Annotated in this window: 11 protein-coding genes; 7 read left to right on the top strand and 4 right to left on the bottom strand. The window is 39.5% G+C overall.

Going from position 1 to position 15,646, the window contains the following annotated elements; genetic code table 11:
• Positions 1-38: 38 nt before the first annotated feature.
• From BQ6100_RS17995 to BQ6100_RS17965, 7 genes are all read left to right on the top strand, one after another.
• Positions 39-4,265, top strand: a complete 4,227-nt coding sequence (locus BQ6100_RS17995) for an acyl-CoA dehydratase activase-related protein (protein WP_075982921.1) — start codon at positions 39-41, stop codon at positions 4,263-4,265.
• A gap of 323 nt (positions 4,266-4,588) precedes the next feature.
• On the top strand, positions 4,589-5,878 hold the full coding sequence (locus tag BQ6100_RS17990) for a right-handed parallel beta-helix repeat-containing protein (protein WP_084780462.1): 1,290 nt from the start codon (positions 4,589-4,591) through the stop codon (positions 5,876-5,878).
• Positions 5,875-6,378, top strand: a complete 504-nt coding sequence (locus BQ6100_RS17985) for a nitrous oxide reductase accessory protein NosL (RefSeq protein WP_075982920.1) — start codon at positions 5,875-5,877, stop codon at positions 6,376-6,378. Before BQ6100_RS17990 ends, BQ6100_RS17985 begins: the two co-directional genes overlap by 4 nt.
• A 110-nt stretch (positions 6,379-6,488) precedes the next feature.
• On the top strand, positions 6,489-7,301 hold the full coding sequence (locus BQ6100_RS17980) for an ABC transporter permease (protein WP_075982919.1): 813 nt from the start codon (positions 6,489-6,491) through the stop codon (positions 7,299-7,301).
• The gene (locus tag BQ6100_RS17975; protein ID WP_075982918.1) at positions 7,298-7,993 is read left to right on the top strand and encodes an ABC transporter ATP-binding protein; all 696 of its coding nucleotides are present in this window, start codon (positions 7,298-7,300) and stop codon (positions 7,991-7,993) included. Before BQ6100_RS17980 ends, BQ6100_RS17975 begins: the two co-directional genes overlap by 4 nt.
• A 144-nt stretch (positions 7,994-8,137) precedes the next feature.
• On the top strand, positions 8,138-9,238 hold the full coding sequence (locus BQ6100_RS17970) for an AI-2E family transporter (RefSeq protein ID WP_075982917.1): 1,101 nt from the start codon (positions 8,138-8,140) through the stop codon (positions 9,236-9,238).
• A 153-nt stretch (positions 9,239-9,391) separates the two neighbouring features.
• Positions 9,392-10,378: a Gfo/Idh/MocA family protein gene (locus BQ6100_RS17965; protein WP_075982916.1), complete on the top strand. Its 987-nt coding sequence runs from the start codon at positions 9,392-9,394 to the stop codon at positions 10,376-10,378.
• A 1,244-nt stretch (positions 10,379-11,622) separates the two neighbouring features.
• Here the strand turns inward: BQ6100_RS17965 and qoxD are convergent.
• From qoxD to qoxA, 4 genes are read right to left on the bottom strand one after another with little or no spacing between them, the layout of a single operon-like run.
• A complete protein-coding gene (gene qoxD, locus BQ6100_RS17960; protein WP_075982915.1) occupies positions 11,623-11,922 on the bottom strand; it encodes a cytochrome aa3 quinol oxidase subunit IV in 300 nt (99 codons plus the stop codon).
• A gap of 1 nt (position 11,923) precedes the next feature.
• Entirely contained in the window at positions 11,924-12,532 is a 609-nt protein-coding gene (gene qoxC, locus BQ6100_RS17955; RefSeq protein WP_075982914.1) for a cytochrome aa3 quinol oxidase subunit III, read from the bottom strand.
• The gene (gene qoxB, locus BQ6100_RS17950) at positions 12,532-14,487 is read right to left on the bottom strand and encodes a cytochrome aa3 quinol oxidase subunit I (RefSeq protein ID WP_075982913.1); all 1,956 of its coding nucleotides are present in this window, start codon (positions 14,485-14,487) and stop codon (positions 12,532-12,534) included. Before qoxB ends, qoxC begins: the two co-directional genes overlap by 1 nt.
• On the bottom strand, positions 14,477-15,478 hold the full coding sequence (gene qoxA, locus BQ6100_RS17945) for a cytochrome aa3 quinol oxidase subunit II (protein ID WP_075982912.1): 1,002 nt from the start codon (positions 15,476-15,478) through the stop codon (positions 14,477-14,479). The genes qoxB and qoxA overlap by 11 nt, the downstream gene beginning before the upstream one ends.
• Between the last annotated feature and the right edge of the window lie 168 nt (positions 15,479-15,646).

Raw genomic sequence — 15,646 nt, 5'->3', positions numbered from 1 at the left:
CACTTATAGGGGTTTTATCACGAAAGGGAGAGGTAAGAATGGAACTTCAAGTTGGACTTGACGTTGGTTCAACAACGGCAAAGCTAGTTGTTTTAAATAGTAAAAATGAAATTATTTATAAATCCTATGAACGTCATTTTTCCGATATTAAAAATACAACCTTAAAGCTACTGCGAACGGTCTCAGAGCAGTATCCAAATGCTAACCTTAAAATGAATGCAAGCGGTTCCTCAGGCTTGGGACTTTGTGAAGCATTAGGGATACCGTTTATTCAAGAGGTGGTTGCGTGTACAGAGGCCGTCAAATCAACAGAGCCAAATATAGATGTCATCATTGAGCTAGGCGGAGAGGATGCGAAGCTCATCTATTTAACAAACGGCCTAGAGCAGCGGATGAATGCCGCTTGTGCAGGAGGAACTGGGGCTTTTATTGACCAAATAGCCTCCCTTCTAAACACAGATGCTGAGGGCTTAAACAAGCTTGCTCAATCGGCAGAAAAAATATATCCAATTGCCTCAAGATGCGGGGTGTTTGCAAAAACAGATATTCAGCCACTTTTAAATGAAGGAGCAAGAAGGGAAGACATCGCTGCTTCCGTATTTCAGGCTGTGGTTAATCAGACAATTGGTGGTTTAGCCTGTGGACGTCCCATTCGCGGCAATGTTGCCTTTCTCGGCGGACCTTTAACCTTTTTAACCGAATTAAGGCATCGATTTATTGAAACGCTCAAATTAAAGGATGAGCATGTATTACATAGTCAGGATGGCCATTATTATGTAGCGATTGGCGCGGCCCTTGAAAGTGAAAAGAACGATTCAATAGACATTGGTCGTATTATTCAATTATTAACGGAAATGAGTAAAACAAAAGAGAAATCCACATCGAACCGTATTGATCCACTGTTTGCTTCGGAAGTGGAGTATGAATCCTTCCGAAAACGTCATGAAAAGGCTAAAGTTCAGACAGCATCCTTAAATGATTATGAGGGCAATGCCTTCTTAGGAATTGACGCAGGATCAACCACGACAAAAATGGTTTTAATTAGTGAAGATGAAGAAGTTTTATTCAGCTTTTATGAAAAAAATAAGGGGAATCCCATTGAAGCGGTAAGAGAAGGTTTAACCAAGTTATATGAAATAAAGCCTGATAAAGTGACGATAGTTCGCTCTACTGTAACCGGTTATGGAGAAAAATTAATTCAAGCTGCCTTTCAAATTGATGATGGCGAGATTGAAACGGTTGCTCATTATCAAGCAGCGAAAAAGTTCCAGCCTGATGTCGATTTTATCATCGATATTGGTGGTCAGGATATGAAATGTATCAAGATCAAGGATGGGGTAATTGACCGAATTATCTTGAATGAGGCCTGTTCCGCTGGCTGTGGATCCTTTCTAGAAAGCTTTGCTGAAACCTTAGGTAAGAGTGTCTCTGACTTTTCAAAGCTCGCCTTAAATGCCGAAGCTCCGGTGGATTTAGGTTCACGTTGTACGGTATTTATGAATTCCAAGGTTAAGCAGGTGCAGAAGGAAGGGGCAAGTATTCCTGATATTTCTGCGGGACTCTCCTATTCTATAGTTAATAATGCCTTATATAAGGTTATAAAAATGAAATCAGTTGATGAAATGGGTGACCGTATTGTCGTTCAAGGTGGGACCTTTTTGAATGAAGCGGTTTTACGGTCCTTTGAAAAATTAACAGGGAGAGAAGTGATTCGTCCCGATTTAGCTGGATTAATGGGGGCCTATGGAAGTGCCTTACTAGCAAAACAGAGATGGACGAAGGAAGAGAAATCAAAGATTCTTTCTGGACAAAAGCTCCATGAATTCCAGGTCACAACGACCCACAGACGTTGTGGCATTTGTGAAAACCGTTGTCCGATTACGATTAATCGATTTGCAGATAAGCGGACCTTTATTACTGGAAATCGGTGTGAACGTGGGGCGGGAAAACAAAAGTTCAAAAGCGACCTTCCTAACCTAGTAGAAGAGAAATTAGATAAGCTCTTCAGTCGACCAATCTTGATGGGTGATGAAGCACATCGAGGGAAAATTGGAATCCCTAGGGTGTTGAATATTTACGAAAACTATCCTTTTTGGCATCGCTTTTTTACTGAGCTTGGATTTGAGGTTGTATTGAGTGATCCATCCAGTAAGAGTCTATTTGAAAAAGGGATTGAGACCATTCCTTCTGAGTCGGTTTGCTACCCGGCAAAGCTGTCACATGGGCATATCATGAACTTAGTTGAGAGTGGGGTTAAGACCATCTTTTTCCCTGCGGTTATTTTTGAAAAACAAGAAAACGAAGCCCAGCAAAATCATTTTAACTGTCCAATTGTTGCTTCCTATCCAGAGGTTATTCGGGTAAACATGGCTAGAATTCTTGTGGAAAACAATATTGAATTCATTAGTCCATTTTTATCAATAGACAACCCAACATCGGTATTGAAGCAGCTTTCAGCAAGCTTTCCTGATATAACCAAGCAGGAGCTTAAGCAGGCCTTGAAAAAGGCAAAAGAGGAAGAAAATTTCTATACAGAGTGGCTAAGGAACCGTGGGGAGGAAGTTCTTGAGCAATTAGAAAAGGCTGGTAAAAAGGGCATTGTTGTTGCGGGACATCCATATCATATTGATCCGGCCATCAATCATGGCCTTCCTGGGGAAATCAATCGTCTTGGGATGGCTGTTCTCACGGAGGATTCCATTAGCCATTTGGCAGATGACGATTCAAATGTCCGTGTCGTCAATCAATGGACCTTCCACTCAAGGCTGTATGAGGCAGCAAAGGTAGTAAAAAAACATCCAAACCTTGAGCTCCTCCAGGTAACATCTTTCGGGTGTGGGCTTGATGCCATTACAACCGATGCCGTGGAGGAAATATTAGAAGAGGATCAGCAGCTATACACTTGGATTAAAATGGATGAGGTAAGTAATTTAGGTGCAGCCCGTATCCGTCTACGTTCCTTAAAGGCTGCAATTGAAGAGAGGGATAAGCAAGAAGGAAATCGGAAGACTCGTGTTCTATCTAAAATAGAAGAGCCGATGTTTGCTAAAGAGGATAAGGAAACCTATACAATTCTTGCGCCACAAATGATACCGACTCATTTTGCCTTGTTCGAGAAGGCGTTCCAGCTTCATGGCTATAATCTAAAGGTTATGAAGGATGTCAATGAACAGGAAGTGGAAGTGGGCTTGCGTTATGTCAATAATGACGCCTGCTATCCAGCAATTATTTCCATTGGTCAATTAGTGGGCGCCTTAAAGAGCGGGGATTACGATGTAGACAGAACAGCTGTCATTATTTCGCAAACAGGAGGCGGCTGCCGCGCAACCAATTATTTTGCCTTGTTGAAAAAGGCCTTGAAGAATGCAGGAATGCCACAGGTTCCCGTTTTATCATTGAATTCAGGGGGCCTGGATAGCGCCAATCAGCCAGGTTTTAAAATCACTTTGCCTCTCGCGAAGAAGCTTGTCATATCAGGCTGTCTTGGCGACTTGTTGATGAAGCTCATGCTTGCTGTAAGACCTTATGAAAGAATTAAAGGGAGCACAAAGGTATTATATGAGCTATGGCTCGAACGGATAAAAGAGTTCTTAGAGGATTATTCTATGAAGAAATATAAAGCTCTGATCAGAGCGATGGTTGCTGATTTTCAGCATATAGAGGTATCAGCTGAGCAGAAGCCGCGAGTTGGAATCGTGGGGGAAATTCTTGTAAAGTTCCATCCATTTGCCAATAACCAACTCATTGAGATTATTGAAGAAGAGGGTGGAGAAGCTGTTGTCCCTGACTTTATTGATTTCTTCCTATACTGTCTTCATAATCGCGAATATAATGCGGTGAATTTAGGAAAGTCGAAGGTTAGCGCAGCAGCTGGAAAAATTGCCTCTCAATTCATTGAATATTACCGGAATCCAATCCGTGAGGCTTTAAAAGTAAGCGGTCGGTTTCATGCACCGATGGAATTTTCATTGATTGCCGAGAAGGCCTCTCGATTCTTAAATTTAGGAAACCAAATGGGTGAGGGCTGGCTTCTCCCTGGGGAAATGGCCGAACTCATGGAAAGTGGAGTCAAAAATGTCGTTTGTGTGCAACCATTTGGCTGTCTGCCAAACCATATTGTGGGTAGGGGAATGTTCAATGCCATAAAAAAAGAATATCCGAACGCAAACCTTATTTCCATTGATTATGACTCAAGTATAAGCAAGGTTAATCAAATCAATCGAATTAAGCTCATGATCAATATTGCTAAAACAGAAGTTAAATAAATAGGTGGCTCACACCCAAGTCCGGGTACCCAACTTTGGGTGCCTGACACTCAACTCCGGGTACCTAACACCGGGTGACTAGCAACAAATGCAAGTCAACGTGCCAGGTGCCTAACATCAAAGGTTAGTGTCGCTCTAATCCAGGAGCCTGACGCTCATTTAAAATGGTCTTAGAATTTGGATTTAGTCCGAAATCTAAGACCTTTTTTCTCCCTATTTTTAGTAAAATTAACTGAATTCAGTAATTTCACAAATGGTTTTCAAAGTTATTTCACATTTATTTACTATCCTTATCTTAGGAAAGAGTGTTCAGGGGACAGGTGATGCATATGAAAAAATCGTTGATATCATTTATTATCCTTATCCTCGTTCTCTCACTTTGTTTCCCTTTTACGAGCCTTGCAGCTGGTACTTTACAGGATCGGATTAATCAAGCCTCAAAGGGTGACACAATTACAATAGCAGAGGGAGAATATGACGAGACGATTGTCATATCAAAGCCAATTACATTAGTAGGTAGCGGAAATGTCGTCATTCGCTCCTGCAGTAACAAGCCTGTAATTCAAGTGAAGGGGAAGGATGTAGGAATAAAGCATATTAAAGTAGAACAATGTAGCAATGATGATGAAAAGGCTGCAGGAATTCTAGTTTCTGGAAGAGGTCATCAGCTTAATGATATCGCCATCCAAACAAGTAAGTTTGGGCTTCAGCTTAAAGGTGCTGAAAAGGTCACAATCCAAAAAGTTGTTATTCATGGAAATCAAGATGGTAACGGAATTGACCTTTGGAAATCAAACGAAAATATACTTCAGGAGAATACGGTCAAAAATGCTCATGATGGAGTGTATTTGGAGCAGAGTGATTCCAACATCATCAGAAACAATTACATTCACCATTCTAGATATGGGATTCATCTCATGTTTTCTGACAACGGATTATTAGAGGGAAATACTTCTCAGCATAATACCTCTGGAGTCATGATTATGGAGGCAAAGAATACAACGGTGATTGGAAATGACTTATCTCTTAATAATACAAATGTCCATTCACAAGGAATGCTATTCTACCATGCTTACAATAGTAAAATTGAGAACAATACCATTGATTCTAATCGTGTTGGGATTTTCGTTGAAGAGGCAGATAAAAACCAATTTCAACAGAACGAATTAAAGGGCAATTTTATTGGAGTTCAATTTCTAAAATCCAAGGAAAACCATTTCGGAAAAAATAGCTTTCTTAGTAATGTGAACGATGCGCAAGCGATAGGAAGCCATAACAATTCGATTCAAGGTAATTATTGGGATTCCTCCCAAAAGCTCGATGTAAACGGATCGGGTGAAAGTGCCATTCCATACACGGCAGATCCATTTTTTCTCACATTGACAAATGATGTGCCTGAATATCAAATATTCTTTCAAGCTCCAGGTATGGTTTTTTTACAAAGGCTTTTAAAAAGTCCCGAGGAATCTTTATTAATTGATGATAAACCTTTAATGGAAATGACCACAAACCTACAAGAATCCAATAACTCAAGGGGGGTTATTTGGTTGATTAGCGGCTTGATGATTTGTGGAAGTGGTATTTTATTTATGGTTGGGAGGAAGCAGCAATGAAAAAGAATAAAAGCTTACTTGTATTATTAATTGGTCTATTAACGATTTATTTGGCTGCCTGTGGAGAAAAGGAAGTGAAGCCAAAAGCAGTCGATGAAAGCAAGGATGAGTGTGATATCTGCAATATGGCCGTGGTAAATAATCCATTTGCTACCGAGATTATTTTGGAAAATGGAAAGACCTTAGTATTTGATGATATTGGTTGTATGTATCAATGGATGAATGAAAATAAGGAGCAAAAGGTAAAGGCAAAATTTGTTCGCGATTATGATACAAGTGATTGGATTGAATTGGAGAAGGCAACCTATGTGTACAACCCGGATGTCAATACTCCGATGGCGTACAATATCATTTCCTTTGCTAATCAAAAGGATGCAGACGACTTTGTTGCCGAAAACAAGGGTACGGTTTTAACGGCAGAAGAACTAGATAATCATGAATGGAACATGAACAAAGAAATGATGGAAAAAATGAATGAAGATAGCGATATGGATATGTAGTCTATTAGATAAGAGACAATCGATAGAGATTGACTGAAAATCTTGGTCAATCTCTTTTCCTAGGAATGAACTTCTAGGAATTGACGGCTTATGAGGAAGGGGGAAGGAAAATGTGGAATATTTGGAAGGTAGAGCTACGGATGTCAGTTAGACAGCATTCCTATTATATGTTTCTACTATTTTGGGTGGCTGTACTTTCTCTCTTATTTTTATTACAGCGAAATGCGGCGGTTTTAACGGAATATACGAATATGGCAGGAACCATTATGAATGTGGTTTTATACATTATCCCATTATTTATGACGATTATTGGTTCCTTCTCCATTGCGAATGAAAAGGAAAATGGTCAGTGGAAGCTTTTATGTACCTATCCATTAGATAGTATTTCATATGTACTTGGAAAAATGGGTGGCCAGTTTACCTCACAGCTCATCGTTTTTACCTTTAGCTATGGAATCGGCTTATGTATAGGACTTTTAATGGGTGGCAGTTTTTCCGTTCACTGGATTTTGGCTCTCTACGTCTTTTCTATCGTACTCATGTATTTCTTTTTGTTAATTGGGATGCTGGTGGGGTCAATCATAGCGACGAGGTGGCAAGCTCTAACCGTTTCGGTCATTATCTGGTTTTTCTTCATTATGGTCTGGCCGACAGCGTTGATTGCCATTCTCGGCTTAGTTCCATATACACTGATTGCACCACTATTAAAAATGGCTATATTCATTAATCCTGCAGAATTACTAAGGGTGGTTATGGTTGTCAAGCTTGATGGCGGCTCTGTATTTGGACAATCCTATGATTCGATTGTTCAATTTTTCAGTACTTCATCGTCGATTTTGATTTTAGCTCTCTATCTATTTATTTTTACAGCGCTGTGCATTACCATTTCTACCCTGGTTCTTGAAAGGAAGAAAAGGCTATGAGTGAATTAACAGTGACAAATCTATCAAAAAAATATAAAGATAAAACAGCTCTTTATCCGATTTCCTTTGAGGCAACCTCAGGGACATGCATTGTCCTTTGTGGAGGTAATGGGGCTGGAAAAAGCACGATGCTACAGATGCTAGCGAGCATTTTAGCTCCAACTACCGGAAGTGTCTCATTAAATGGAAATGATCTTAAGGCAGACCGAAAAAAATTCCTAAAAGATATTGGCTATATGCCAGATGACTTTCAGGCGCAGGAATTAATGACGGTCGGGGAATTCCTCTCGTTCTACGCATCCTTGCGTAAGGTAGAAAGTGAACGCATTTTGGAAGTATTAGATATGATTGGGTTGACTGATAAAAAGAAGGTTCTCGTCAAACAGCTTTCTAAAGGTATGAGACAAAGGCTATTATTCGGGCAGGCATGCTTGCATAAGCCGGATTTATTAATTTTGGATGAGCCAACAAACGGACTAGACCCTTATTGGATGAATCAGTTTATCGAACTGCTGAAGAAAATGAAAAAAGAGGGAGCTATTCTCGTATTTTCGACCCACATGATGGATATTGCAGCAGAGATGGGAGACAGGATCTATTTTATGAAGGACGGAAAGGTTATCCAAACCCTTGAAGACCATTTGGAAAAAGAAATAACAACACTGGAATTATTGAAGCTTCATCGACAATAGAGTGAAGGGGTAGACTTTATATGAAAGTCACCTCTTTTTTTGGATTGTAATGTTTGAATCATGGATGAAACAATAATAATGTAAGGAAATTATCCCCAGCCTTTGATATAATAATTTCCATACTTTTAAGAAAAAGGTGAAAATGTGGCTAAGAAAAAATTCCAGTATTGGACATTGCAAATATTAATTATTGTTAGCATTATCTATGTTTCCACGAAGATTTCCTTTCTGTTTGAACCAGTAGGTATTTTTGTATCAACATTATTTTTCCCTATCCTTATATCAGGTTTTCTATACTTTCTATTAAATCCGCTAGTGAATTTGCTGCAAAAAATGAAGCTTCCTCGAACGATTGCTATCCTATTTATATATGTGGCGGTAATAGGTTTGATTGTTTTAGTCATCGGCAATATTGCTCCAGTAATCTCAAAGCAGGTCACTGCCTTGTTCAACGATTTGCCAACCTATGCGAAAAAAACAGAAGGCTTTATCAATAGTCTTTCTGATTCTAAACAGTTTAAGTGGTTTATGGAACAAGAATATGTATCACCAGAGGATATTGAGAAAAGGGTAATGGCATTCGCAAATACATTGCCCGATACTATCACAAGCGGGCTTTCTAATATTGTTAGTGTCATTACGAATATCGCTATATTAATAGTTACCGTACCATTTTTATTATTTTACATGTTTAAGGATGGCTATAAGCTTCCAACGGCTATTTCAAAGTTCATGCCACAATCTTACCGTGCAGAAGGAGTTAAAACATTAAATGAAACCGCAGAAACCTTATCTGCTTATATACAAGGTCAAATCACGGTTGCTTTATTTGTCGGAACACTCGCATTCATTGGATACTTAATCATAGGGTTGAAATATGCACTTGTGATGGCATTGATTGTGGCTGTTACGAATATTATTCCGTATGTTGGTCCCTTCCTTGGAGGAGCACCTGCCGTAATTTTGGCATTGTTTGATTCCCCGACGAAAGCCATTTTAGTTGTTGTAGTAATTGTGATTGCACAGCAGGTTGAAGGAAATTTATTATCCCCTCTTATTTTAGGAAAACGCCTAGATACCCATCCTGCCACGATTATTATTATTTTACTTGTTGCTGGTAATTTAGCAGGAGTGTTAGGCATGATCCTTGCCATTCCAACTTATGCCTGCACAAAAACAATTGTAGTGAATTTCATTCATTTTTTGAGGATACGCAGGGAAGCTACGGCAAAAATTAGCTCATAGATTCTTTTATCAAAATCTCCTTGGAAAATGTAGATATTTGTAAAACTAGCTTGATTAAAGGATGTTTGCTAAGATGGATTTAATCCATAATATTAAATGGATGTAAATACATATTACCACCAATTGAAACTAACAAATGAAGGAGGAAATACCGTGATTCGCTTCGGAATAATAGGAACAAATTGGATTACAGAAAAATTTATTGAGGCAGCAAGTGAGGTCGATGGCTTCCAATTGGCAGCGGTTTATTCCCGTACAGAAGAGAAGGCAGCAGAATTTGCAGGAAAATTTGGTGTAAAAACAACATTTACTAATTTAGAGGAAATGGCAAGCAGCTCAGAAATTGATGCGGTCTATATCGCCAGTCCCAATTCATTTCATTCTCGTCAGGCGATTCAATTTTTACAAAATAAAAAACATGTCATTTGTGAAAAGCCGGTTGCATCGAATCAAAAAGAATTTTCTGAGATGATTGAAGTAGCAAGGGAAAACAATGTGTTATTAATGGAAGCAATGAAATCAACCTTTATGCCAGCCTTTAAGGCTGTACAGGATAATATACATAAAATTGGTAAGGTTAGAAGATATTTTGCTAGCTATTGCCAATACTCTTCCCGTTATGATGCATACAAGGAAGGAAGAGTTATGAATGCATTTGATCCAAAATTTTCAAGCGGCTCGCTAATGGATATCGGAATTTATTGTATTTATCCTCTAGTTGTTTTATTTGGAAAACCTTTGGAAGTCAAAGCAAATAGTTATTTACTTGAAACAGGAGTAGATGGACAAGGAAGCGTCTTATTGAAATATGAAGATATGGACGCCGTCGTTATGTATTCCAAAATTACAGACTCCTTCCTCCCATCTGAAATTCAAGGAGAAAAGGGTAGCATCATAATCGATAAAATCAGCGCGCCAGAACAAGTGGAAATTCGCTATCGAGACGGTAATGTTGAGAAGATTGCTGCCGAGTCGATTAGTAATTCCATGTACTACGAAGCAGAGGAATTTGCTCAATTGATTACAAATGGTGAAATTGAATCAAGTGTCAATAGCTTTAATCACTCCATGATTGTCATGGGAATATTAGATGAAGTGAGAAAACAGGTTGGGGTTGTGTTCCCGGCTGATCAGAAGTGATGGGATAGGCCTTGGCTGTACTGAAGTGGTGAGTCTTTGTGAGAAAAGCGAGGGGAACGTGCTTGGGATTGGATCGCTGGGATAAATGGGAAAATACCCGTGGATTTGCTGTGAAATGGCATATGTTAGCTGGAAAATGAGCGTGGGTTTGATTTGAAAAAGGCATATGTTAGCAGGGGAATGGCAAAATGCCCGTGGACTTGCTGGGAAGAGGCATATGTTAGCGAGGGAATGGCAAAATGCCCGTGGACTTGCTGGGAAAAGGTAATGTTAGCGGGAAAATGAGCTTGGATTTGCTGTGAAAAGGCAAATGTAAGTGGGTAACTAGTAAAAAGAGCGAGGAAAATGGCAAAATACCCGTGGATTTGCTGTGAAAAGGCATTTGATAGCGCGAAAATGGGAAAATGAGCCTGGATTTGCTGGAAAAAAGGCATATGTAACCTGATAAATGGGCCTCGTAAGGGCTATTTGAGGTATTCCTTCCATCAACAGTGTGGAAAATGCCAGGGGAACAGCCGAAATATTTAACTGAAATTAGGGATATCCGCGATTTTTTCAATATATCCGCGATTATTTGGATATATCCGCGATTTTTTCAATATATCCGCGATTATCAGAAAATATCCGCGATTATTGAAATATATCCGCGATACCCGCAAACCCCAGTATTCCTTCAGTGGAAAAGGAAAAAAAGTTCGCGGAACTGCGTTAATATCCATTTGTAATGAGGGAAAGCCGAGGTTATTCCAAAATATCCGCGATACCCACAAACCCCATTGTCCCTTCAGTGAAAAAGGAAAAAAGTTCGCATAAAGCGGGAATGCCCATACGCCGCAATTCCCACAAAACCAAAAATTGAAAATAAAAAAGAGTCGACTCAACCCGAGTCGACTCTTTTAATCCATACATCTTTATCCACCGTGTTCCTATACCCCTACGGCTGTACCCCACACATCAAGCGCAAAGCACCCTAATTAACATACCGCAGCCTCAAAATCAGTCCCATCAAGCGCTAATCAACATATCGCAGCCGAAGTTAGTCCCATCAAGCGCTAATCAACATATCGCGCCGCAGTCAGGCTCATCAAGCACTAATCAACATACCGCAGCCGCAATCAGGCCCATTAAACGCTAACCAACATACCGCGCAGCCGCAGTCAGTCCGATCAAACGCTAACCAACATACCAAAGCCGCAGTCAGTCCGATCAAACGCTAATCAACACACCACGGCCCGCTATTCTACCTACATCTCCATCCCAAACGACATGACCCAAACCGTACCGACCACAGTCACCAAGGCGATAAAAAATGCGTATATCACGTTAATGGTTTGTGATTTATTGTCCTCACCTTCGCTCATGTGCATGAACATATATAATTGAAGGCCCGCCTGGATTACAGCTAAGGAACCGATAATCCAGAGAATCGTTTTCATAGAAAGAGAGGTTTTAAGAGCTATACCTACCGCAGCAAAGGTAAGTACAAGTGATGAAATAAAACCTATGACATGACTAATTGGAAATCCTTTTGTTTTATGAGTCATTTTAAGACACCATCCTTGCTAAATATACGAACGTAAAGATGAAAATCCAAACAACATCAAGAAAATGCCAGTATAATCCGATGATGAACGTCTTTCGTGCAGTAACAGGTGTTAGACCCCTTTTAACAATTTGAATGATAATCATCGTAGCCCAGCCGATACCTAGGCTCACGTGTGCACCGTGAGTTCCTAGTAGAACGAAAAAGCTTGATAGAAAGGCACTTGTTTGCATGGTTGCCCCTTCATGAACGTAATGAATAAACTCAGAAACCTCCATGAAGATGAAGCCAGCACCCAGTAACAGCGTAATGATTAACCAAGTCAGTAATCCTTTTACATTGGAGCGGCGCATCTCAAAGATAGCTATTCCGCAGGTGAAACTACTTGTTAAAAGCAAAACTGTCTCAATTAAGACATCCTTTATTTTAAAAATATCGTGTGGAGTTGGACCTCCAGCATATCGTTCGCTTAAAACGAAAAAGACAGCAAATAATGTTGCGAAAAGAATGATTTCCGCTCCAAGAAAAATCCAAAATCCTAATATATTCATTTTGTTTTGTTCTGTTTGATATTCCAATGGAAGAGACGTATCAATTTTGGCTGTAGACATTATTTTTCACCTCTCCAAGCTCGTTCTGTTTTGATGATTTCATCGACTCCAACATGGAAGCCATCATCATAATCAAAGGAACGAATGATTAACCCAATAATAATTCCGATTCCAGCAACCGCAGCGGCGATATGCCATTCAAAGACAAGGAAGAAGCCTGCGATACCAAAGACTACACACATGTAGAATGGGAGTCCTGTATTGCTTGGTAAGTGAATTTCCTCCACTTCCTCATCTTTAAGCTCTGATCCGATATTGTTCTTTTTCATATACCAATAGGCATCTAGCGTTTTTACCTCAGGTACTTTGGCAAAGTTATAATGTTGAACAGGTGATGATGTATACCATTCTAGTGTTCTAGCATCCCATGGATCATTGGAAATATTACGGTCTGCGTAACGAATGCTCCAGTAAATGTTATAGCAGAATGCTGCAAAGCCTAATGCCATAATAACAGCACCAATCGCTGATAGTAGGAATAATGGAGCAAATCCAGATTCAGCTGAGTAGGTGTAGGAGCGACGAACGGCTCCATCTAGTCCAAGGAAGAACATTGGCATAAAGGTAAGATTAAATCCGATATTAAATAACCAGAAATGAACCTTCCCAAGTTTTTCGTTTAAAAGAAAACCGAACATTTTTGGCCACCAATAATAAAGTCCGGCAAACACTGCATAAACAACACCAGGAATTAATACGTAGTGGAAGTGAGCGACTAAGAATAATGTATTGTGATATTGATAGTCTGCTGCACCCATGGCAAGCATGACTCCGGTAACCCCACCAATAACAAATGTTGGGATAAAGGCTAATACCCAAAGCATAGCAGTGGTAAATCGAATTCGGCCTTTTCTCATCGTGAATAGCCAGTTAAACATCTTTACTCCTGTTGGTATGGCGATCATCATCGTTGTGATGGAGAAAACGGAGTTCACTCCAGGTCCCGCACCCATTGTGAAGAAGTGGTGGACCCAAACAAGCATACTTAAAAAGGCAATTCCGACAATCGATACAATCATAGATTTATAGCCAAATAGCATTTTTCTTGAGAAGGTTGAAATAACCTCTGAAAATATTCCAAATGCAGGGAGGACAACGATATATACTTCAGGATGTCCCCAGAGCCAGAAAAGGTTGGCCCAAAGCATATCCATTCCTCCGCCTGAAAGCGTAAAGAAATGTGTTCCGAATAAACGGTCAAACATCATTAATGCTAATGCCACTGTAAAGATAGGGAAAGAAGCAACAATAATGATTGATGCAACGAATGATGTCCAAGTGAACATTGGCATCTTCATCAATGACATGCCTTTTGTTCTCATTTTTAATACCGTGACAATGAAGTTAATGCCGGATGCCAAGGTTCCGATTCCAGCAATCTGCAGGGCAATCGCATAATAGTTATTTCCAATACCAGGACTAAATTCCTTTCCTGCCAGCGGGAAGTAAGCTGTCCAACCGGCATCAGGTGAACCTCCAATAACAAAGGAAATATTAAAGAGCATGGCCCCACTAAAGAATAGCCAGAAGCTGATGGCATTCAATTTTGGGAAGGCAACATCACGTGCTCCAATTTGTAGTGGAATAATATAGTTCATTAATCCGATTAAAAATGGCATTGCCATAAAGAGAATCATAATAACACCGTGGGTAGTAAACACCTCATTATAATGCTGAGCATCTAAAAACTTCATTTCTGGTCTGGCAGTTTGGGCCTTCATCAATAAGCCGTCTACGCCTCCGCGGAAAAACATCAGTACAGCAGATAGAATATACATAATTCCAATTTTTTTATGGTCAACGGTTGTAATCCATTCCGTCCATAACCATTTCCATTTCTTAAGAACCGTTATTCCGACTACAATCCCAATCATCGTTAGTAGGATGGCAATCTGAGAGCCGATAATGAGCGGATCTCCATTTAACATAAAGAATTCTTTAAGCTTAGTGTTCATGATGCTCACCTCCACCTTTTGTTTCATTCATGTTCATTTCATTCATTTCATGCTCAGAAGCTTCCTCTTGCTTGTGAGTATGTTTTTCTTCTTGATCTGTAAAGATCTTTCCTTGATATCCGTGAGTTTTGTATAGCTCAGGGTTTGTATAGGTTTTTGAATGCATATCGGCATGGTTTACCCATTTAAGATGTGTATTTGTAAAGGTTAATCGTCCTAAATGAGTTGGTTTAAGCAATTCATTGTATTTATTCTCTGTTAATTTAGGAGCAGTTTTCTTAACATCCTTCACCCATTGATCAAAATCCTTTTGTGTTTGTGCTTGGACTTCAAATTCCATACCAGCATATCCCCGACCATTGAAGTTTGTATTTCTCCCTATGTAGGAACCGGGGTTGTCTGCAACTAGGTACATTTGAGTTTCCATTTTGTTCATTGTGTACTTTTGACCGCCCAAGGCAGGTATCCAAAATGATTGCATCGTACTAGCTGAAGTTAGTTTAAAGTGAACCGGGGTATCCTCAGGAATATTAAAATAGTTGACTGTTTCTATTCCCTGCTCAGGATAGCTGAAAATCCATTTCCAATCGGCGGAAGTAACATGGATAGTTATTGGTTCCTTATCCTCATAGCCTTCTGGAACCTTTTCTAAATCGTAAATGGTTTTTACTGTTGGAATCGTTAATGCAATAACAATGATAATAGGGATGGCCGTCCAGATTATTTCTAATGTCTTACTGCCGTGATCTTCCGGTGGTTCATAATCCTTGTTATCTTCCCTTTCTCGGTATTTCCAAACAATAAAACCGAATAAAGCAAATACTACAACGACCACTAAGGCCATAAAAATTAGAGACCAGTTAATTAAATCTAAGATGCTTTTGGCAGCAGGTCCCTGTGGATCAAAGACAACAAGCTTCGAGTCACAGCCGCTTAAAAGTAGCATAGTGCTGAATGCTACTAGTGAAATCAATAGGAACTTTGATTTCATTAAGTTCATCTCCCTTCAAGGCACATTAAATTTGTTAAATTATTCACAAAGTTGTTTTAAAAAAGGTCCAATGTAAATATGCTATACAACCAAAAAATGTGTACTTTTTTCACATTAAGACTAATTCTAAAATTTTTACATATTTACACTATTAATATGATGTTAACA

The organism is Bacillus massilinigeriensis (genome assembly GCF_900117315.1).
GTDB lineage: Bacteria > Bacillota > Bacilli > Bacillales > Cytobacillaceae > Bacillus_BE > Bacillus_BE massilionigeriensis.
This window is presented reverse-complemented; position numbering and strand designations above follow the sequence as displayed.